The sequence below is a fragment of the Pseudomonas sp. LS1212 genome, assembly GCF_024741815.1.
In the GTDB taxonomy this organism is placed as follows: Bacteria; Pseudomonadota; Gammaproteobacteria; order Pseudomonadales; family Pseudomonadaceae; genus Aquipseudomonas.
Map to the genome: position 1 here is coordinate 1,484,804 of NZ_CP102951.1, position 21,002 is coordinate 1,505,805.

The 21,002-nt window shown below is 61.1% G+C and carries 16 protein-coding genes; 7 read left to right on the forward strand and 9 right to left on the reverse strand.

The features are described from left to right. The first annotated feature begins 171 nt into the window (after nucleotides 1–171). From NVV94_RS06950 to NVV94_RS06965, 4 genes are all read left to right on the forward strand, one after another. Nucleotides 172–1,515, forward strand: a complete 1,344-nt coding sequence (locus NVV94_RS06950; RefSeq protein WP_258446485.1) for a DEAD/DEAH box helicase — start codon at nucleotides 172–174, stop codon at nucleotides 1,513–1,515. Between the two features lie 233 nt (nucleotides 1,516–1,748). Continuing rightward, entirely contained in the window at nucleotides 1,749–2,141 is a 393-nt protein-coding gene (locus tag NVV94_RS06955) for a transcriptional regulator (RefSeq protein ID WP_258447638.1), read from the forward strand. A 165-nt stretch (nucleotides 2,142–2,306) separates the two neighbouring features. Beyond that, on the forward strand, nucleotides 2,307–3,236 hold the full coding sequence (locus NVV94_RS06960; RefSeq protein ID WP_258446486.1) for a DMT family transporter: 930 nt from the start codon (nucleotides 2,307–2,309) through the stop codon (nucleotides 3,234–3,236). Nucleotides 3,237–3,433: 197 nt separating this feature from the next. Next, the gene (locus tag NVV94_RS06965) at nucleotides 3,434–3,559 is read left to right on the forward strand and encodes a PA1414 family protein (protein ID WP_258446487.1); all 126 of its coding nucleotides are present in this window, start codon (nucleotides 3,434–3,436) and stop codon (nucleotides 3,557–3,559) included. Between the two features lie 34 nt (nucleotides 3,560–3,593). On the opposite strand, the gene NVV94_RS06970 is transcribed toward NVV94_RS06965, so the two are convergent. From NVV94_RS06970 to speB, 6 genes are all read right to left on the reverse strand, one after another. Further along, complete coding sequence (locus tag NVV94_RS06970; RefSeq protein WP_258446488.1) at nucleotides 3,594–4,316, reverse strand: MBL fold metallo-hydrolase; 723 nt, start codon at nucleotides 4,314–4,316, stop codon at nucleotides 3,594–3,596. Nucleotides 4,317–4,328: 12 nt separating this feature from the next. Further along, entirely contained in the window at nucleotides 4,329–4,580 is a 252-nt protein-coding gene (locus NVV94_RS06975) for an acyl carrier protein (protein ID WP_258446489.1), read from the reverse strand. A 77-nt stretch (nucleotides 4,581–4,657) separates the two neighbouring features. After that, nucleotides 4,658–6,037 carry a sodium:solute symporter gene (locus tag NVV94_RS06980; protein WP_258446490.1) on the reverse strand — a complete coding sequence of 460 codons (1,380 nt, stop codon included), beginning with the start codon at nucleotides 6,035–6,037 and terminating at the stop codon, nucleotides 4,658–4,660. A gap of 85 nt (nucleotides 6,038–6,122) precedes the next feature. Beyond that, nucleotides 6,123–7,634 carry a cytosine permease gene (locus NVV94_RS06985; RefSeq protein WP_258446491.1) on the reverse strand — a complete coding sequence of 504 codons (1,512 nt, stop codon included), beginning with the start codon at nucleotides 7,632–7,634 and terminating at the stop codon, nucleotides 6,123–6,125. A gap of 48 nt (nucleotides 7,635–7,682) precedes the next feature. After that, complete coding sequence (locus NVV94_RS06990; protein WP_258446492.1) at nucleotides 7,683–8,090, reverse strand: nuclear transport factor 2 family protein; 408 nt, start codon at nucleotides 8,088–8,090, stop codon at nucleotides 7,683–7,685. Between the two features lie 9 nt (nucleotides 8,091–8,099). After that, on the reverse strand, nucleotides 8,100–9,050 hold the full coding sequence (gene speB / locus NVV94_RS06995; protein ID WP_258446493.1) for an agmatinase: 951 nt from the start codon (nucleotides 9,048–9,050) through the stop codon (nucleotides 8,100–8,102). A 223-nt stretch (nucleotides 9,051–9,273) separates the two neighbouring features. On the opposite strand from speB, the gene NVV94_RS07000 reads away from it, so the two are divergent. Both NVV94_RS07000 and NVV94_RS07005 read left to right on the forward strand, forming a co-directional pair. Continuing rightward, entirely contained in the window at nucleotides 9,274–10,167 is an 894-nt protein-coding gene (locus tag NVV94_RS07000) for a LysR family transcriptional regulator (protein WP_258446494.1), read from the forward strand. A gap of 13 nt (nucleotides 10,168–10,180) precedes the next feature. Beyond that, on the forward strand, nucleotides 10,181–10,780 hold the full coding sequence (locus tag NVV94_RS07005) for a tRNA-uridine aminocarboxypropyltransferase (RefSeq protein WP_258446495.1): 600 nt from the start codon (nucleotides 10,181–10,183) through the stop codon (nucleotides 10,778–10,780). 126 nt (nucleotides 10,781–10,906) lie between these two features. Here NVV94_RS07005 and NVV94_RS07010 read toward each other — a convergent pair whose 3' ends face one another. The 3 genes from NVV94_RS07010 to NVV94_RS07020 are packed head-to-tail and all read right to left on the reverse strand — an operon-like array spanning nucleotide 10,907 to nucleotide 15,816. Then, entirely contained in the window at nucleotides 10,907–12,262 is a 1,356-nt protein-coding gene (locus NVV94_RS07010; RefSeq protein WP_258446496.1) for an HlyD family type I secretion periplasmic adaptor subunit, read from the reverse strand. 11 nt (nucleotides 12,263–12,273) lie between these two features. Beyond that, complete coding sequence (locus tag NVV94_RS07015) at nucleotides 12,274–14,421, reverse strand: type I secretion system permease/ATPase (protein ID WP_408733482.1); 2,148 nt, start codon at nucleotides 14,419–14,421, stop codon at nucleotides 12,274–12,276. Between the two features lie 36 nt (nucleotides 14,422–14,457). Beyond that, nucleotides 14,458–15,816 carry a TolC family outer membrane protein gene (locus tag NVV94_RS07020; protein WP_258446498.1) on the reverse strand — a complete coding sequence of 453 codons (1,359 nt, stop codon included), beginning with the start codon at nucleotides 15,814–15,816 and terminating at the stop codon, nucleotides 14,458–14,460. Nucleotides 15,817–16,392: 576 nt separating this feature from the next. On the opposite strand from NVV94_RS07020, the gene NVV94_RS07025 reads away from it, so the two are divergent. After that, complete coding sequence (locus NVV94_RS07025) at nucleotides 16,393–20,901, forward strand: retention module-containing protein (protein WP_258446499.1); 4,509 nt, start codon at nucleotides 16,393–16,395, stop codon at nucleotides 20,899–20,901. Nucleotides 20,902–21,002 lie beyond the last annotated feature (101 nt).

Here is a 21,002-nt window from a genome sequence, read left to right on the forward strand (position 1 = left end):
GCGATTAGAGCCCATTGGTCGGTCAAAAAGCCAACCGGCTGAGCCCCTGGCGACTTTTTACCGCAGTATTTCAGACCGAGATGACAATAAAGGCGTAAAGATATTCGGCTATTGCGTCGCAAACCGTTACGCTATGCAGTTGAATTTATGTACTTCGCCGAGGTAACACCCGTGTTTTCCCAATTCGCCCTGCACGAACGCCTGCTCAAAGCCGTGGCCGAGCTTAAATTTGTCGAGCCAACGCCTGTGCAGGTAGCGGCACTTCCGCTGGCGCTGCAGGGACGTGACCTGCGGGTGACGGCGCAGACCGGCAGCGGCAAGACCGCCGCTTTTGTCTTGCCGATCCTCAACCGCCTGATCGGCCCGGCCAAGGTCCGCGTGACCATTCGTGCGCTGATCCTGCTGCCGACTCGTGAGCTGGCCCAGCAAACCCTCAAGGAAGTCGAGCGGTTTTCCCAGTTCACCTTCATCAAGTCCGGCCTGATCACCGGCGGCGAAGACTTCAAGGTGCAGGCCGCCATGCTGCGCAAGGTGCCGGATATCCTCATCGGTACGCCCGGTCGTCTGCTCGAGCACCTCAATGCCGGCACCCTGGATTTGAACGAAGTCGAAGTGCTGGTGCTCGATGAAGCCGACCGCATGCTCGACATGGGCTTTGCCGAAGACGTCCAGCGCCTGTGCGACGAGAGCAAGCACCGTCAGCAGACCCTGTTGTTCTCCGCGACCACCGGCGGCGCCGGCTTGCGCGAGATGATCGGCAAGGTGCTGAACAATCCGGAGCACCTGCTGATCAACAGCGTCAGCCAGCTCAACGAAGGCACCCGCCAGCAGATCATCACCGCGGACCACAACGTTCACAAGGAGCAGATCCTCAACTGGCTGCTGGCCAACGAGACCTACCAGAAGGCCATCGTCTTCACCAACACCCGGGCCATGGCCGACCGCCTGTACGGGCGCCTGGTGGCGCAGGAATACAAGGCGTTTGTCCTGCACGGTGACAAGGACCAGAAGGACCGCAAACTGGCCATCGACCGCCTCAAGCAAGGCGGGGTGAAGATCCTGGTGGCAACCGATGTCGCGGCGCGCGGGCTGGACGTGGATGGCCTGGACCTGGTCATCAACTTCGAAATGCCACGCAGCGGCGATGAGTACGTGCACCGTATCGGTCGTACCGGCCGGGCCGGCAACGAAGGCCTGGCCATCTCGCTGATCACTCACGGCGACTGGAACCTGATGTCGAGCATCGAGCGCTACCTCAAGCAGCGTTTCGAGCGTCGGGTCATCAAGGAAGTCAAAGGCACCTACAGCGGGCCGAAGAAGGTCAAGGCGTCGGGCAAGGCAGTCGGTGTGAAGAAGAAAAAGACCGACAAGAAGACCGACAAGAAAGCCGCCGCCAAGACCCCGACCAAGCGCAAGAGCGCCAACCGTCCGAAGTCGGACGCCCCGGCCCTGGTCAGCCAGGACGGCATGGCCCCGCTCAAGCGGCGCAAGCCGGCGGCGCCGGCTGCTGAATAAGGTCTGATGGAGATATGAAAACCCGGACTTGTTCCGGGTTTTTTGTTGTCTGGCTGGGCCTCATCGCTGGCAGGGCGAACAGCAAGGTTGCGGCGACGGTGACACTCAACAGCGTTTTCATGGTCGGCGAAGGTAGTCGGTTGAGGGGCAAAGCCGCGCAAAAGTTCAGCGTTGAACGGCCGCCGCGCGATCCGGTCACAACCTATGTAGGCCACTTACAGAGGTTGACGCGGATGACGACTTACAACTGGGATTTCATCGAACGCTTGCTTCACGAAGTGCAGAACGGCGCCGGCCATAGTTTTAAACCCCGAGCTTATGCCGAACAGCATGAGGCCGCGAAAGCGGCGATGGGCGAGGCGGTTGGCAATCTCGATCACTTGAAGACCATTGCTGGCGAGTATGAAAAGCTGCTGCTCCTGCGCGGTTATATCGAGCCGCGTCCGGAGGGAGAGGGCGGCAACGGCGAGAATTACATCCTGACCCTGCGTGGGTCCAGCCTGCTCAGCCTGATCGACAGCAGTATTCCGGGCAATGACCACCCTCGTCAGCTGCTTGATGAGCAGGCCGACGCCCTGGACACCGCGACTTTTGATGGACTGGCATCCAGGCCACAAATTGCCTGAAGTCGCGGTGCAGGCAGCGACTGACGTTTTAAGTGCATGCTTTGCTGGCTGTTTGGTTGATAATCTTCGGCAGCTAGCTAACGAATTGCGAAGGAGATCGCTCCGACGCGTGTGAACTTGATGCCGGGAAGCTGCCATGAACCTTTTGATGTGGGCAGGCGCGCGATGAGTGCGCCACGCCAGAATACCGATGCGTTTGCCCTGCAGGTGATGCTGGGATTGTGCCTGATCTGGGGCCTGCAGCAAGTGATGATCAAGTGGGCGGCGCCGGATATCGCGCCGGTCATGCAGGCCATGGCGCGGTCGGGGATCGCGGCTTTGCTGGTTGGGCTATTGCTGTGTTGGCGCGGTGGCTGGGACCAGTTGGGCAGCACCTGGCGTGCCGGGTTGCTGGCCGGCGGCCTGTTTGCCCTGGAGTTCTTGCTGATTGCCGAAGGGCTGCAGCTCACTTCGGCTGCGCACATGTCGGTGTTTCTCTACACCGCACCAATGTTCACCGCCCTGGGCCTGCACTTCACGTTGCCGAGCGAGCGCCTGCGCACGCCGCAGTGGCTGGGCATCGCCCTGGCGTTCGCCGGTATCGTCATCGCCTTTGCGGGGGGTATGTCGCTGGACACCGTTGACGCGAAAATGCTCATGGGCGATGCCTTGGGCGTGATGGCTGGCATGGCTTGGGGGGCAACCACGGTGGTGGTGCGGGCCTCGCGCTTGTCCGACGCGCCGGCGACCCTGACCCTGTTCTACCAATTGCTGGTCGGTTTTGTCGGCCTGCTGTTGATCGCTGTCGCGACGGGGCAGGTCACCCACGTGACGCTGACCACCGTGGCCGTATCCAGCGTGCTGTTCCAGGGCCTGATCGTCTCCTTCTTCAGTTACCTGACCTGGTTCTGGCTGATGCGCCGTTACCTGGCCTCGAACCTGGCGGTGTTCTCCTTCATTACGCCCTTGTTTGGCGTGACCTTCGGGGTTCTCCTGTTGGGTGAACCCCTGAGTGTGAACTTCGTGATTGGCGCGGTGCTGGTGTTGCTGGGCATCACCCTGGTCAGCGCAGAGCAATGGTTGCGCCGTCGCTTGCGCTCGCTGCTGGGGCAGTGAGTGGTCGCGTCAGCAAGGTGCCGGCCACGACCAGCCCGCATCAGACAATAAAGCTGGCGAGAAGGCGCTTGACCCAAATCAACGCTGCGACCAATAGCCGCGCTCAAGAACATGCGAAAATCGTGACTTGGGGCTATGATCAACTAGAAGCGACGAATAGAACACTCGTCGCTCGGAATGACCCTTAAGGGGGCTTTATGAACAGCAGACTTTTCAACTGGCTTCATGATCTGGCCGTGGCGCTGGGTTTGATTGCGCCACCGCTGCAACCGGTTCCGATCCCGCCTGATGAAGAGAAACGTCAGCGTCAGCCACGCCGGTAACCGATCCGGTCCCCACCAACGGCGCAGCTGCTGCTCAATGCGAGCGCAGCCAGGCGTCGATCATCTCGCGCAGGCGTTCGCCCGAAAAACTCGGGAAGTGCCCGCCATGCACTGTACGAATGGGTAATTGCCGCAAGCGCTCAAGGCTTGCGGCATAGTGCTGCACGTTGGAGTGGTAGGCGTCTTCGATCAGCGGCCCGTCATAGATGATATCGCCACTGAACAAGGTGCCGGTGGCGGCTTCCCAGAGGCTGATACCGCCGGGCGAGTGGCCTGGCGTATGCAGCACTTGCAGCACTCGATCGCCCAGGTCGAGCACATCGCCTTCTTCGATCAAGCGCGTGGCCGGGGCGGCCTTTACCCGATATTCGGCATAGCACAACGGGCAATCCGGATGGGCCTCGAACATGTCGTCGCCGACAAAGGCACGCGACAGCGTGTTGTCGCCATCCGGGGCGGCAAGAATGCCGGCCTCATTGGGATGCACCAGTCGTTCGGCAAACTCATGGTGGCCGGCGATATGGTCGAAATGAGTATGGCTGGCCACTGCCAGCAGGGGCCGCTCGGTCAGCCAGGGCAACTGCTCGCGCAGGCTGACCAGGCCAGAACCGCTGTCGACCAGCACATCGCGATCGCGGCCCTGGACGTGCCAGAGGTTGCAGCGGTAGAAGGGGCGGATATACGGCTCATGGATCAAGCGCACACCATCGCTCATGGTCTTGACTTCAAACCATTGGTCGCGGCTGACGATTTTCATGGATGACACGCTCTATTGTCGGGAGATTTGCTGCAGGAAGCGGCACAAGTCGTTGGCCGTGACGGCGCGCTTGAGCAACTCGTCTTCCTGGAAGGTGATGGCGGTCAATCCGAGTTCATCCTCCAGGCGGAAGATCAATTCCTCGATGTCTTTCTTGTCCAGGCCCAGGGCCTGCAGGCTGACATCATCATCGAATTCGTGGTCATCGCCCAGATAGGTGGCGATGAAGTCGTGGACTGTTTTACTGATACGTGACCTGTTCATGATCCTCCCGAGCCTGGGCGATCCTTCAAAGGCCAAAAAACCGCTGCGTCAAGCGTGACGCAGCGGTAGAGGCAAGCTTAAGCCAGTTTTGCAGCAGGGGCTGGGCGAGGAGACAGAAGGGTCACCGCGACGAAGCTGATCAGGGCTACAGCCAGGCTGTAGTAGATCGGGGTGTTGGCTTCCAGGCCATCCTTGAACATGAACACCAGGGCAGTGACGAAGCCCAGTGCCATGCTGGTGATGGCGGCGGCGGTCGTCGCGCGCTTCCAGAAGATCGCACCGATCAAAGGAACCAGCATGCCGCCAACCAGCAGGTTGTAGGCCAGGGTCAGGGCGCTGATCACGTCGTTCACCACCAGGGCGATACCGAGTACGGCAATACCGGTCAGCAGCGTGAACAGGCGGTTGATCGCCAGGCTCGACTGCTTGCCGCCACGCAGCTTGGGCAGCAGGTCTTCGGTCAGTACGGTGGAGGCAGCCAGCAGGCCGGCACTGGCGGTCGACATCATGGCTGCCAGGGCAGCGGCGATGACCAGGCCACGGATGCCGTCCGGCAGGGTGGCTTTGACGATGGCAGCGAAGGCGTTGTTGGCGTTGTCCAGGTCAGGCAGCAGAACGTGGGCAGCCATGCCGATCAGGGCGCAAGCCAGGCCGTAGATGATGCAGTAGATGCCTGCGGTGGTGCCGGCGTACTTGGCGACTTTCTCGTCACGGGCGGTGAACACGCGCTGCCAGATGTCCTGGCCGATCAGGATCCCGAAGAAGTAGATCAGGAAGTAGGTGATGATGGTGTCGTAGCCGATGGTGGCGAAGTTGAAGCTGCTGGCAGGCAGCTTGGCCACCAGTTCGTCCCAGCCGCCGACACGGTACAGGCAGATCGGCAACAGGATGAACATCAGGCCGACGGTCTTGATGATGAACTGAACGATGTCAGTCAGGGTCAGCGACCACATGCCGCCAATGGTCGAATACACCACAACCACGCCACCACCCAGCAGGACCGACATCCAGAATGGCAGGTCGAACAGCACTTGCAGCACGGTACCGATGGCCAGGGTCGAGGTCACGCCGATCATCAGGGCATAGGCCAGCATGATCACCGCACTGGCCTGGCGGGCCATCGGGTTGTAGCGCTGTTCAAGCACCTGGGTCACGGTGAAGATCTTCAGCTTGAGCAGGGGCTTGGCCATGAACAGGTTCAGGGCAACGATGCCCAGGCCCAGGGCCGCGCACAGCCAGAAGCCGGAAATGCCGTGGACATAGCCCAGGCGCACGGTACCGACGGTGGAGGCACCGCCCAGCACGGTGGCAGCCATGGTGCCCATGTACAGGCTTGGGCCCAGGTTGCGACCGGCAACCAGGTAGTCTTCGTGGGATTTTGCCTTGCGCATGCCGTACCAGCCGAGCAATAGCATGCCGGCGGCATAGATCAGTACGACGAATATATCCAGGGCCATTGAAGGTCTCCAATTGTCTTTTTTATGGCGAGATCGATCCCCCGACCAGGGCTTGCCCAGGTCGCGGGTCGTTCATCAATTCAGGTCAGGCAGCAGATTGCAGATCGGCTTTATCGAGTGTTGCTGTGTTTTTGCTGCGGGGATCGTTCGGTCCGTAAACGGCCGCCGCTTCTGGAAACAGGTTGAGCAGTGCCAGGTACAGCAGCGCGGCCAGGCCCAGGGTCACCGGCAGGCTGATGTCGATGCCTTGCGCCAGGTTGCCCAGCGGGCCGACGAACTGTCCCGGCAGGTTGACGAAGAGCAGGCCCACCAGTGCGCTCGGGATCCAGGCACCCATGCCGCGCCAGTTCCAGCCGTGCTTGAACCAGTAGCGTCCGCCTTTTTCGCCACGGGTGAACACCTGCAGGTCGTCGGGGCAGTAGAAGCCACGACGAACCAGCAAGCCGATCAGCATGATCACCATCCACGGGGTGGTGCAGGTGATGATCAGCACGGCGAAGGTGGACACGCTTTGCACCAGGTTGGCGGCGAAGCGGCCGATGAAGATGAACGCAATCGACATCACGCCAATCAGCAAGGTTGCCTTGACCCGCGACAGTACCCGCGGAAACACGCTGGACATGTCCAGGCCCGTGCCATACAGCGAAGTGGTGCCGGTAGACATGCCGCCGATCACCGCAATCAGGCACACCGGCAGGAAGAACCAGGTGGGCGATACCGCCAGCAGCCCGCCGACATAGTTGTTCGCAGCAATGTAGTCCGGTGCCTGGATTGCCACGATGGTGGCGGTGGCCAGGCCGAACAGGAACGGCAGCAGGGTGGCGACTTGCGCCAGGATCACCGCCGACAGGATGCGCCCCTTGGACGCTTCACGCGGGATGTAGCGGGACCAGTCACCAAGGAATGCACCGAACGAAATCGGGTTGCTCATGGCCACCAGCGCAGCACCGATGAACGCGGCCCAGAAGCCTTCCTGGCCGAGACTCAAGGTGCCGGCGAAGTTGACGTCGAAGGGCCCGGAAAAGGCGAAGATACCCAGCAGGAACAACAGGCTGGCGCTCCACACCGCGACCTTGTTGACCCACAGCAGGAAGCGAAAGCCGTAGATGCACACGGTCAGGACCAGCACCGCGAACAAGCCATAGGCCAGGCCCAGGGTGAGATCGTTCTCCGGCAGGCCGATGAGCCGCTTGGCCCCGCCGATCAGTGCGTCGCCCGAACTCCAGACCGACAGGGAGAAGAAGGCGATTGCGGTCAGCAGCGACAGGAACGAACCGACGATGCGGCCATGCACGCCGAAATGCGCACCCGAAGAAACGGCATTGTTGGTGCCGTTGATCGGCCCGAACAGGCCCATGGGCGCCAGGATCAGCGCACCCACCAGCACGCCCAGCACGATCGCCGCCACGCCAGCCTGAAAGGACAGGCCGAACAGTACCGGGAAGCTCCCCAGTACTGCGGTGGCGAAGGTGTTGGCGCCGCCGAAAATCATGCGAAACAGATCGCTGGGACGAGCGGTCCGTTCATGGTCGGGAATCTGTTCGACCCCGAAGGTTTCGATGTTGCTTATGTTTTGTGCATTGTTGTTTTTATTCATGGTCTGCTCCGATCATTTGTTGCGTCGTGTCGATGAACGCGTCGTCGGCTAAGGGGTCGTCTGCGCCTGGGGTGCGGCAGACAAGTGTTCGTGGCAGGCCAGCCATCGGCCCTGTTGGTGCCTTCGAAACACGATGGTTTCGCGCTCCTGGCTAAAGCACAGCTCCCCTTGCATGCGCAGCTCGGTGGCCACGTCATGGATGAAAATCGCCACGTCACCCTGCAGGCTGACGAACGCGTTGCTCGAAATGCACGACAGCACTTCGAAGCCTTCCTCCAGCCGCCAGCTGTCCCACAACGCCTGGTAGGCATCGCGTGACAGAAGAGGTTGCTCGAGGGTGTAGAACACAAAGCTTGCATCGGCGCTGAAAGCGCCGAAGTAAGCTTCACGATCGTTGTTGGCGAAGGCTGTTACCAAGTCCCTGGCAGCCTGCAATACCTGATCACGGTCGTTCATGTTGGCGCCTCAGCGATGGGCTACGCCAGGCAGTACGCAGAGCATTTCGTACAGCAGGTTGGCGCCCAGCAGCGAGGTGTTGCCGGTGGTGTCGTAAGGCGGGGAAACTTCGACCAGATCGCAACCGATCAGGTCCAGGCCCTGGCAGCCACGCACGATTTCGATCGCCTGGATAGTGGTCAGGCCGCCGATTTCCGGGGTGCCGGTACCTGGTGCCCAGGCCGGGTCGATACCGTCGATGTCGAAGCTCAGGTAAACCGGGCCGCCGCCGACTTTCTCGCGAACTTCAGCCATCAATGGCGCCAGGGATTTGTGCCAGCACTCTTCGGCCTGGACCACGCGAAAGCCCTGGTTGCGGCTCCAGTTGAAGTCTTCGGCGGTGTAGCCCTGGGCGCGCAGGCCGATTTGTACGACACGGTCGCAGTCCAGCAGGCCTTCCTCTACCGCGCGGCGGAAGGTGGTGCCGTGGGCGATTTTCTCGCCGAACATGTGATCGTTGACGTCGGCGTGGGCGTCGATGTGAACCAGGCCGATCTTGCCGTGCTTCTTGTGCAGTGCGCGCAGGATTGGCAGGGTGATGGTGTGGTCACCGCCCAGGGTCAACGGGATGACGTTGTGCTTGACGATCTCGTCGTAGGCTTCTTCGATGATGCGCACGGCGTCGAGCAGGTTGAAGGTGTTGATCGCCACGTCGCCGATGTCGGCAACCGACAGCGAGTCGAACGGCGCGGCACCGGTGGCCATGTTGTAAGGACGGATCATCACCGACTCGGCGCGGATCTGGCGCGGCCCGAAACGAGTGCCCGAGCGCAGCGAGGTGCCGATGTCCAGGGGAATCCCGACAAAGGCGGCATCGAGGCCGGCAGCGGTTTGCAGGTGGGGCAGGCGCATCATGGTGGCAATGCCGCCGAAGCGCGGCATTTCGTTGCCGCCCAGTGGTTGGTGAAGAATCTTGTCCACGGGTAGGGCCTCATCGTTTGTTTTAGTTGTTTGAACCTGTTCAGCCGGGCGTCGGTGAAACCGAAATACGCTGGAACGGGTACATTGCAGTGGATTCTGCAAAAGGTAGTGCCTGGAAAGAATCGCTACAGGCAAATACTTAGTTCATATTTTTCTAAACTATTGCCCGGCAGATGGTTAGACTGAGCGAAATACCCTTGCCTGTGATGTGCTGGAAACCCCCATGGCCAATGCCCTGCCCGACCTGAAACTGCTGCGCATCTTCGTCAGCGTGGTGCGCCATCAAGGCTTCGCCAACGCCCAGCAGGAACTCAACCTGTCGACGTCGGCGATCAGTACCTACATGAGCCAGCTCGAGGCAAGCCTGGGCATCGTGCTGTGCCATCGCGGGCGCGGTGGTTTCAGCCTGACCAGCAAGGGCGAGCTGTTCCATCAGGAGACCCTGCGGCTGATGGGCGAGATGGAGGGGTTCGAGCAATACGCGGCAGCACTCAAGGGCGAACTGCGCGGAACGCTCAACCTGGGCGTGATCGACTCGACCGTCAGCGACCGCGCCCTGCCTTTCGCCGAGGCCATTGGCGCCTACAGTCAGGAGCACCCGGCCGTGCACTTGCACTTGTCGGTCTCAAGCCCTTATGAACTGCAACTGGGGGTCCAGGACAATCGCCTGGACCTGGCCATCGGTGCCTTTTCCACCCGCATGAGCGGCCTGGTCTATCAACCGCTGTACCGCGAGCAGCACTGGCTGTATTGCAGTAACCGTCATCCGTTGTTCAACGAGCGGCGTATCCCCGAGCAGGTCATCACCCAGCAGCGCATGGTCGGCCGTGGTTACTGGAGCCAGGCGGAACTGGCGCGCCATGGCTTCAAGCACAGTGCCGCCACCGTGGAAAGTATGGAGGCACAACTGATCCTGGTGCTGTCCGGGGCTTATATCGGTTACTTGCCCGAGCACTATGCCCAGCCCTGGGCGGACAAGGGCGACCTGCGGGTGCTGTCACCGGCGACCTTCGGTTACCAGGCGCCGTTTTCCATGATCGTGCGGCGGGGGCGTAGCCGGGAGCCCTTGATCCAGACCTTTCGTGATTTGTTGAAGGCGCAGCTCAATACCCTCTGAGCAGGAGACCCCGATGTCCAGAATCCACTGCAGCCGCTGCCTGCGCCCCGAAGGCCACTGCCTTTGTCCGTTGATCCCCTCGCTCGACAGCCACACCCGGGTGTTGCTGTTGCAGCACCCCAGCGAAGTCAGTCACGCCTTGAACACGGCCCGGCTCGCGGCGTTGGGCTTGCGTAATGCCGAATTGCGGGTGGGGGAAGTATTCGATGATCTGCCGAGCCTGCTCAATCAACCTGGCTATCAGGCGCGCCTGCTGTTTCCGGGCGATGAGGCGCAGCCTTTGGCGGCTTATGCCGGGCGCGCCAATGATTTGCCGCTGTTGCTGGTAGTGCCCGATGGCACCTGGCGCAAGGCGCGCAAGTTGTTGCATGTGAATCCTGCGCTGGCGGCGTTGCCCAGGGTGACCCTGGCCGAGGCATCGCCCTCACGGTATCGCCTGCGCAAGGCGCCGGGGCCGGGGGCATTGTCGACGTTGGAGGCGGTGGTGCAGGCGTTGGAAGTTTTGGAGGCGCCTGCGTCGTTCGAGGCGCTGTTAAGGCCTTTTGATGCGTTGATTGAGGGGCAGATTGCGGCGATGGGGCAGGAGACTTACGAGCGGAATCATTTGCGGTGATTTTTTTGCGACCGCTGCGCGGTCGATCGCTGGCAAGCCAGCTTCCACAGGGAATTACGGGCGCCCAACTGACCACTGTGGGAGCTGGCTTGCCAGCGATAGGGCCCTGGAGGTCCTGCATGAATCTCAACGCTCGCGCATCGCCTCCGTCCGCGCCTTGAGCACCGGCTTGAGCAAATAATCCAGCACGCTCTTCTCCCCGGTAATGATATCCACAGTCGCCGTCATCCCCGGGATGATCAGCAACGGCTTGTTGTCGCCGCCCAGGTGGTTTTTGTCGGTACGCACCTGGATCAGGTAGAAGCTGTTGCCCTTGTCGTCGGTCACGGTATCGGCGCCGATCAGTTCGAGCCTGGCTTTCAGGCCGCCGTAGATGGTGTAGTCGTAGGCGCTGAACTTGACCATCGCCGGCTGGCCGGGGTGCAGAAACGCCACGTCCTGTGGCCGGACCTTGGCTTCGATCAGCAGGTTGTCTTCCAGCGGTACGATTTCCACCAGGTCACTGCCCGGCTGGACCACGCCGCCAATGGTGTTGACCTTGAGCAACTTGATGATGCCGTGCACCGGCGAGACCACGGTGGTGCGGGTGACGCGGTCTTCGATGGCAATGCTGGTCGCGGTGATTTTCGACAGCTCGGTGCGTTTCTCGTTGAGTTCCTTGGCCGCTTCCGAGCGGAAGATCAGCTCCGATTCTTCGATCTTGCTTTTGATTTCGTTGATTGCCGCTTCAGCGCGTGGAATGGCCAGGCGGGTGGCGTCCATCGAACCACGGACTTCCACGGCGCTGCGTTTCAAGCGAAGTATCTCCACCGGTGAAATCGCCCCGGTACCCACCAGTGGGGTCGACATGTTCAGCTCTTGCTGGAGCAGGCCAAGGCTTGAGCGATACTGTTCCTGTTTTGAACGAAACTCGGCAAGCTCCTGGGTTTTTTGCCGAAGTTGCTCGTTGAGTGTGTTTTGCTCGCTGCTCAGGCGGCGTTGCCGGGATTGATACAGCGAAAGTTCGTCCTCGGCCACTTGCGGGGCCTTGCTGCGCACTTCGTCGGAGAGCTTGAAGGGACGGCCCTCGGCCTCTGCCGAGAGGCGCTCGACCTGAGCCGTGAGGGCATAGCGATCGGCTTCGCTTTCGCCCTTGTTGGAAAGGAAACGGGTGTCATCCAGGCGCAGCAAGGTATCGCCCTTGTTCACCATTTGCCCTTCACGGACAAAGATCTCGGTGACGATACCGCCCTCGAGGTTCTGGATCACCTGCACCTTGCTCGACGGAATCGCCTTGCCTTCACCCATGGTGACTTCATCGAGCACGGCATATTTGGCCCAGACCAGTGCCGCGACGATCAATCCAGCGGTGAGCCAGACGGTGATCCGTGAAAGCCTGGGAGAATCCCGCAAGGCCGCCTCGGTCACCTCCGGCATGAATTCGCTTTCGGCGGTTTTGCCAAAACTGTGGAAATAACCGCGAAGCCCTTGGCTGGCTGACATGGCCACAACTCCTAGACTGCCGAGCCCACGAGGCCCTTGCGTAGTGCTTCGATAACCGCTTCCTTGGGGCCGTCGGCAACGATACGGCCGTTGTCCATGACCACCAGGCGGTCGACCAGGTTGAGCATGGAGGTGCGGTGAGTGACCAGCAGCAGCGTCTTGCCCTGGACCCAGCCATGCAGGCGTTTGCGCAGTGCGTCTTCGCTGCTGTTGTCCATGTGGCTGGTCGGTTCGTCGAGCAACACGATCGGTGGCTCCAGCAGCATGGCCCGGGCCAGCAGCACGGCCTGGCGTTGCCCGCCGGAAAGCAGTTGCCCGCGCTCGCCCACGGGCCGGTCGAAGCCTTGTGGATGCTGGCGCGCCAGTTCACTGACGCCGGTGATCTCGGCCACTTCGAGCATCCGTGCGTCGCTGACATAGCGGGCGCCCAGGGTCAGGTTGTCACGCAGGCTGCCGGCCAACAGCGGCAGGTCGTGCGCGACATAGCCGATTTGCTGGCGCAGGTCGGCGACATCCAACTGGCGCAAGTCCAGGCCGTCGAGCAGGATCTGGCCTTCGTCCGGGGCGTAGAAACCCATGATCAACCGCGCCAGTGTGCTCTTGCCCGATCCGCTGCGGCCGATGATGCCGATACGCTCGCCCGGCTTCATGCTGAAGGCGAGGTTGTCCAGTGCCGGGGCGTTTTGCCCGGCATAGCGAAAACTGACATGACTGACCTCCAGCGCACCCTGCAGCTGCGTGCGTTCCAGTGGCCGCTGGCGCGCCTCGCGCTCCTGGGGGAGGGCCATCAGCGCGTCGGTACTGCGCATGGTCAATTGCGCCTGCTGGTAGCGCGTGATCAGGCCGGCGATCTGCCCCAGCGGGGCGAGCACGCGGCTGCCGAGCATGTAAGTGGCGACCAGTGCGCCGACGCTGAGGTTGCCGGCGATGATGCTGTAGACCCCGGCGACGATGGTCGCCATGCCGCAGAACTGCTGGATGAACAGCGTGCCATTGGTCGCCAGCGCCGACAGGTTGCGGGCGTGGCTGTCCAGTCGGGTCAGCGCCCCATGGGTGGTTTCCCACTGATACTGACGCTCGCTCTCTGCGCTGCAGGCCTTGAGGGTTTCCAGGCCGCCGAGGGTTTCGATCAGCAGCGCCTGGCGCAGGGCGCCAAGGCTCAGGCTTTTTTGTACCGTATCGCGCAGCCGGACCTGGATCAGCATCGCGAAAATTATCGTGACCGGGAACGCAACCAAGGGGATGACCACCAGCCAGCCGCCGAGCAGGCCGATCACGGCGAGCATGAGCACCGCGAACGGCAAGTCGATGATGCTGGTCAGGGTCACCGCCGTGAGAAATTCACGTAGCCCCTGGAAGTCGTGGATGCTTTGCGCAAAGCCACCAATGGTGGCGGGGCGGGCCTTCATGGCCATGCCGGTGATGCGCTCGAAGAGTGTGGCCGAGAGAATCAGGTCGGTTTTCTTGCCGGCCTGGTCGAGCAAGTGCGCGCGAACCACGCGCAGGATCAGTTCGAAAAGAGTGCCGATCAGCAGCCCGATCGCCAGTACCCAGAGAGTCGAGGTTGCCTGGTTGGGCACCACCCGATCATAGGTCTGCATCACGAACAGAGGCACCATCAGGCCCAGCAGGTTGATCGCCAGGCTGGCAAGAATGGCGTCACTGTAGAGCCAGCGGGACAATTTCAGGGTATCGCGAAACCAGGCTTCGACCCGTGGCATCAGCGGGGTGCGCAAGTCTTCCAGTTCATGCCGGGGCCTGGCGAACAGGGCCTGGCCGCTGTAGGCAGCAGCCAGTTCCTCGCGACTGACCCATTGCTCGCCGCCCTCGGCTTCACAGGGCAGAATCAATGCCCGGCCGTCATCGCCCCAGCGTCTGAGCACGGCGCAGCGGCCGCCCTCAAGCAGTAGCAGGACGGGCAGGTTCAGCGTGGAAATGGCTTGCAGGTTACGCCGCAGCAGCCGCGCCTGCAGGCCGGCGCGCGCGGCCGCGCGGGGCAGGAGTTCGAGGCTCAGCCGCTGCTGCGCCAGCGGCAGGCCGGCGCTCAGGCTGGCCCGGCTGACAGTGCAACCATGTAGCTTGCAGAGGATCAGCAGTCCATCGAGCAGCGGGTCATCGAAGCTCAGGCGAGGATCCAGCACAGAGCTTGCAGGTTGCATGCTAGTCAAAATGGCTTACTCCAGCACAGTACAGCGTTATCTCATATCAGGCAGACGTGCTTCGCTTTTGACTTCGGAACTGGCAATGGCTTCGACAGGCAGCACGACCTTCTGCTTGCTCAGCAGCTCGCCCATGTTGGCCAGCACCCGGTACATGGAGAACTCCTCGATGTAACGGACTTCCGTATAGCGGCGGTTGGCGTTGTAGAGCTCGTTTTCGCTGTCGAGCAGGTCGAGCAGGGTTCGTTGACCCAGGCCGAACTGGTCCTGGTAGGCCGCGCGTACCCGGGTGGAGGTTTCGGCGTATTCGCGGGCGGTCGGGGTTTGCAGCTTGGCGTTGCTCATCGCATTCCAGGCCAGTGACAAGTCTTCGTTGACCTGGCGCAGGGCATTGTTGCGGATGTCCATCGCCTGATTGATCTTGTGCGCGTCGGATTGCAGGCGGGCCTTGTCGCTGCCGCCCTTGAACAGGTTGTAGGTCATCACGACGCCGGCACGCCAGTCGGTGTTGTTGTGGCCTTCTTCACCTTGCAGGTTGTTGTTGGCGCCCGTTGCAAGTTCTGCATCGAAGCGAGGGTAGAACGGCGACTTGGCGACTTCGTATTGTTTCTCGGCTGCCTGCACATCAGCCTGGGCCGATTTCAGGTAGGGGTTGTTTGCAAGCATGCCCTGGCGTGCGTCGGAAAGGTCGACGGGTATTTCCCCCTTGATCGAGGCAGGTGATTCCAACTCATCGGGCATGCGCCCGGTGACGCTGAAAAAGTTGGCCTCGGCGTCTGCCAGGTCGACCTGGGCGGTATAGTAGTTGTTCTCGGCCAGGGCGCGACGGGCCTTGGATTGGTCCAGGTCGGCGTTGCTGCCCACCCCACGCTCGCTGCGCAGGCCGATCTGGTCGTTGACGCGCAAATGCGCTTGCAGGTTGTTCTTGGCCAGAGTCACCAGTTCGCGACGCTTGAGCACCTCCAGGTAAACCTCGATGGTGCGCAGCGCCAGGCTTTCTGATGTGGCTTGCACATAGTACGCGCGCGAATTGACCACCGCTTCCGTACGGCCGACCTCGTTTGGCGTGTTGAAACCGTCGAACAGCATTTGCCGCAAGCGCAGTTCCGATTGGGTGTAGTTCAGTGTTTCCTTGTTGTGGTTCCCCAGGGCGCGAGTGTTCAGGTTATCCGATCTTTCCCGGCCATAGCCGGCAAACAGGTCGACGCTTGGGTAGTAGCCCCCTTTTGCTACCTTCACCTCCTCATCTGCAGACAGTCGGCTGTTTACGTTGGCATGGATTTCAGGATGGTTGTCCAGGGTGCTCTGTATGGCTTGGGATAGCGACATGGCTTGTGCTTCAGCGCAGGCCATCGCGAATAGAACCGCACTGCAGATGGGGGTCAAAACGCGCATTAATACATCTCCCTGATTCGTATGGTGCGCTGCATTCGCCAAAAAAATGACGAAAATTCTGGTCAAACCGTTTCAGGCTTGTAACAACAGAGCTAAGAACATCTTTTGCGCGACCCAAGAAGAATTTCTCATAAGGGTTATGCGAAAAAAAACTTATGTGCCCTCCGAAATCCGAGACACTGTTCTTTACCCTACAACCCGATTTAGGAAGCTTTAGGGGGCTTTCACGGGTAGCAGGAAAGTTCAATGTTTTTTGCAGCATAGGGCGGAGAAGTAGCGAAGGGGATGGAATGGTAGGGCCTCTGGTGACAAAAAATTGTCACTTTAAACGCCGGCAGGCCCTGTCGTGACTTCACTGGAAGGCTGTCGAAAGGGATGAAATTGATTTGACTGGAGTTTGTCCCGGAAAAAAGAAGCCACCAGATTCAGGTAGGGCGAGCGTTGCCCGCGATGTGACGCACCTTCACCTTCGGTGAGGGTGTTTGTTCATCCGGTTTCCAGCCACACCTCCCTGCGATGCCGAGGGCGCTTTCTCTGCAAAAACCGGATGTTTTATCGGCAGTGGGAGAAATGCGCATGGCTAAGTTAATCGGCGTGGTCAGTAAAGTGCTCGGCCAGGTGTTTGCAGTGGCCAACGACGGCACCCGTCGCGCGCTGGTCGAGGGCGACCGATTGTTTGCCGGCGAACAACTGGAAACCGGTGCGACCGGTGCCGTCGCGGTTCATCTGCAAAATGGCGCAGAGCTGACCCTGGGCCGCGAAAGCAGCCTGCATCTGTCCTCCGATCTGCTTGCCAAGAGTGCACCACCTGCCGTCAACACGGACGCCGCCCCGCCCAGCCAGGATCAGTTGACAGATGTCGAGCAGATCCAGAAGGCCATTGCCGCAGGCGGTGACCCCACCCAGGAGGCCGAAGCGACGGCAGCAGGCCCCGGCGGCAATGGCTCCGCGGCCGGTGGCGGGCACAATGTCGTCATGCTCAGCGAGGTGGGCGGGCGTGTCGACCCCGTCATCGGCTTCCCGACGGCGGGCTTGAACGGCACTGCCGATATCCCCGACCGTTGGGTCGCTGAAAACAGCCACTTGCCAGAGCAGGCCGCTCCCCCTGTGGTCAACAATCCCGTAACCCTCGATGGCCTGGCAATGGAGGGGGGGGAAGTGACGGTCAACGAGGCCAATCTCCCGGATGGCTCGGCTAAAGACCCTGGAACGCTGACGCAGGTCGGTACCTTCACGGTGAAGGCCCCGGACGGGGTCTTCAATCTCAACGTCGGCGGCATCAATGTCATCACCGGCGGGGTCGTCAGCGGTGTCGGCCAGTCGATCACCACCAGCCTGGGCAATACGCTGACCATTACCGGCTATGACCCCGCGACCGGAGTGGTCAGCTACTACTACACCCTGGCGGTTACTGACACTCATCCGGCAGGCAACGGTGCCAACACCGTCAGCGAGAGCATCAAGGTCGTGGCCAGCGACGCCAATGGCGATGTGACCAACGGCTCGCTGGACATCAATGTGGTCGACGATGTTCCGAATGCCATCGACGATACGAATGCGCACGTGGCTTCCGAGAACCTGACGACGCTGACCGGCAACGTGTTCAGCAACGATGTCCAGGGCGCCGACCGACTCGCAAACCCCATCACCCCCGGCACCTATATCGGCACCTACGGCACCCTGAAGCTGGCTGCCGATGGCAGTTACACCTATACCCTGAACAGCGCGGACCCCGATTTCCTTGCCCTGCAGGGCGGCGCAAAGGGGGCGGAGACCTTTACCTACACCCTTCGGGATGCCGATGGCGACACCAGCACCGCCGACCTCGTGCTGCAAGTCCACAACAACAATGACCCGGTCATAATCAAAGGGCTGAATGTCGCCTGTGGGGAATTGACGGTCAACGAGCAGAACCTCTGCAATGGCAGCGACCCTGATGCGGCGGCACTGACCCAGTCCGGCACCTTCACCGTGACCGCTGCCGACGGCCTGCAAAGCCTGACCGTTGGCGGCATCAACGTCATCAGCGGCGGCGTGGCGCAGGGTTTCCCGCAATCGATCCAGACCGGCCTGGGCAATACCCTCACCATCACCGGCTACAACCCGACCACCGGCGTGGTCAGTTACAGCTACACCTTGCTGGACAATGAAAAGCATCCGAATGGCCATGGCAGCAACACCCTCAGCGAGCATTTCAACGTCGTCGCCACCGATACCGATGGCAGTTCGGCCAGCGGCAAGCTTGATGTCAATATCGTCGACGATCTGCCCAAGGCCCGCGCGGATTGGGCAGAGGTTGACGAGGGCCAGAGCATCAGCGGCAATGTGCTGCACAACGACACGCTGGGTGCCGACGACCCTGGCTGCAACGTGGTGATCGGCGTGCGGGCCGGCGGCAACACCTCGACCCATGCCAGCGGCTCGCTCAATACCGAAGTGCACGGTAAATACGGCACCTTGACCCTGGATGCCCAGGGCAATGCCACTTACCACGCCAACCCGGACGCGGTTGGCGTCGCAGGTGCGAAGGACGTGTTCACCTACACCATCCGCGATGCCGATGGGGACAAAAGCACCACGACCATTACCATTGACGTGCAGAACACTTGCTTCGACGATCGGCCGCAGGTTATCTCCAGCGAGCGCTCGGTGACCGCGAACCAGGTGGACTCCAATTTGCTGTTGATCATTGACGTCTCGGGCAGCATGGCCGATGACTCCGGCGTCAGGGATCTGTCACGGCTGGAACTGGCCAAGGAGACCATCGGTCTCTTGCTCGACAAGTACGAGGGCATGGGTGATGTGAAGGTCCAGATCGTCACATTCAGCACTCATGCGCAGGAGCAGAGCTCAGTCTGGGTTTCTGTCGCGGACGCCAAGAACATCATCAGCGACCTTGAAGCCTATGGCGACACCAACTATGACGCCGCCGTCGATGCGGGGCAGGATGCCTTCGACACGGCCGGCAAAATCGCTGGCGCGCAGAACATCGGCTACTTTTTCTCCGACGGTATTCCGACCTCGGGCCACGCCATTGGCACGAAGGACGAAGCCCAGTGGAAGAAATTCCTCGAGGCCAACGACATCAAGTCGTACGCGATCGGCCTGGGAGAAGGGAGCGACAGCGGCAAACTCAATCCACTGGCCTACGATGGCAGTACCGGCACCAATACCGATTCAACGGTAGTGACCGACCTCAATGCGCTGGGCCAGGTGCTGTCCGGCACTGTCCAGGGCTCGCCGATTACCGGCAGCCTGATGAGTGGCGGCACCTTTGGTGCCGACGGCGGCTTCATCAAGTCACTGATCATCGATGGCACGACCTACACCTACGATCCGAAGGGCAATGGCAATACGGGCTCGTATTCGGCTACCGGCGGCATCGACAAGGGGGCCTTCGATACATCCACCAATACCTTCAACGTCAAGAGCAGCAGCGGCGGGTCGCTACAGGTCGACATGGATACCGGGGAATTCACCTATACCCCGCCCAAGGCCACCGGCTCGGCGATCAAGGAAACCTTCGGCTTCGTGGCCAGCGACAACGATGGCGACCTGGACAGCGCGCAGCTGGTGATCAACGTCAACGCCAATGCAGCGCCGGTGGCAGGTGCCGACCACATCATCACCAATCTGTTGTCGTCGCAAATCAGCGTTCCGGCCGAAGCCCTGCTGGCCAATGACAGCGATGCCAATGGCGACCCGTTGAGTGCCACGCCGACTACGTTCACTACCGGCTGGGAGGCCAAGGGGGCCGACTTATCGGTGGGCAACAATAAGCCCACCATCGGCTTCAATGGCCTCGGCAGTACGAGCAGCCAACTGTTCAAGGACCTCGATCGCAGCGATTTCAAAGGCCCGGCCGGGTCGATGGCTGCTGCCCTGATCGTCAGTGGTTATCTGGGACAGGTGGGCGCCACCAATGGCGAGGACTACATCACCGTTGACCTGGCCAAGGGTGAAAGGCTTGCTCTGAGCCATGACCGAGGCGACAAAATCAGCATGGCCTGGAAGCTGGCCGATGGCAGCTATCACACGATCGCCAGCGGCTCGGACTTCCTTGCCGAAGAGGGCGGGCGTTACACCATACATGTCAGCAACGTGAGCAACCCCATCGGTAACACCAACAACGCCGAAGCCTACAGGTTGACGATGACCATCGATTACAGCGGGGCGGATAACACACCGGATGCACACGGCACCTATAGCGTCAGCGATGGTCACAATGGCAGTGCCGTCGGCGATGTCACGATCAGCTACCAGGCTGGCAACTCACTGACGGGCACCGCAGGCGCCGACACCCTGTTGGCTGGCAATGGCGACGATATCCTCGACGGCGGCGACGGCAAGGACGTGCTCAGCGGGGGGGAAGGCAATGACCAACTCCACGGTGGAAATAACGACGATCTGCTGATCGGTGGGGCAGGCAATGATCTGATCGATGGCGGTGACGGCAGTGATACCGCCAGTTATGCCAATGCCGGTTCCGCGGTGAGCGTCAATCTATCGTTGGCGGGGCAGCAGAACACCATTGGGGCAGGGCTTGATACGCTGCTGTCGGTCGAGAACCTGATGGGCTCCAGCCATAACGACACCCTCACCGGCAATGGCAGCAACAATGTCATCAATGGGGGGCTGGGTAATGACATTCTCGATGGGCTCGGTGCCGACGACCTACTGATCGGCGGGCGTGGCGACGATACCCTGACCGGCGGCGCGGGCAGTGATGTCTTCCAGTGGCAGCCGGGCAATAGCGGCCATGATCGGGTGACCGATTTCACCCCGGGCACCGATCGGCTGGATCTGTCGCAATTGCTTCAGGGCGAGAATGCGTCATCGGCCTCCCTGGATGACTACCTGCACTTCAAGGTCACCGGTACCGGCAGTGACGTGGTCTCGACCATCGAGGTCAGTGCGGTGGCGGGGGCGAGCCCGACCCAGACCATCGACCTGGCGGGGGTCAACCTGGCTGCTCAATATGGCGTGACAGCCGGTACCGGCGGGGTGGTCGCTGCAGGGGCCGATACGGCGACCATTATCAACGGAATGCTCAATGACCATACGCTGAAGGTTGATACGGTCTGATAACGCGTTCGCAGGCGTAGGGTTTCAAAATCGCCGGGGAGCCCCTGCGGGGCTCCAGCGTCGCAGCGGCGCACCGAGCCTTCGGCAGCGGCTACAAGTGT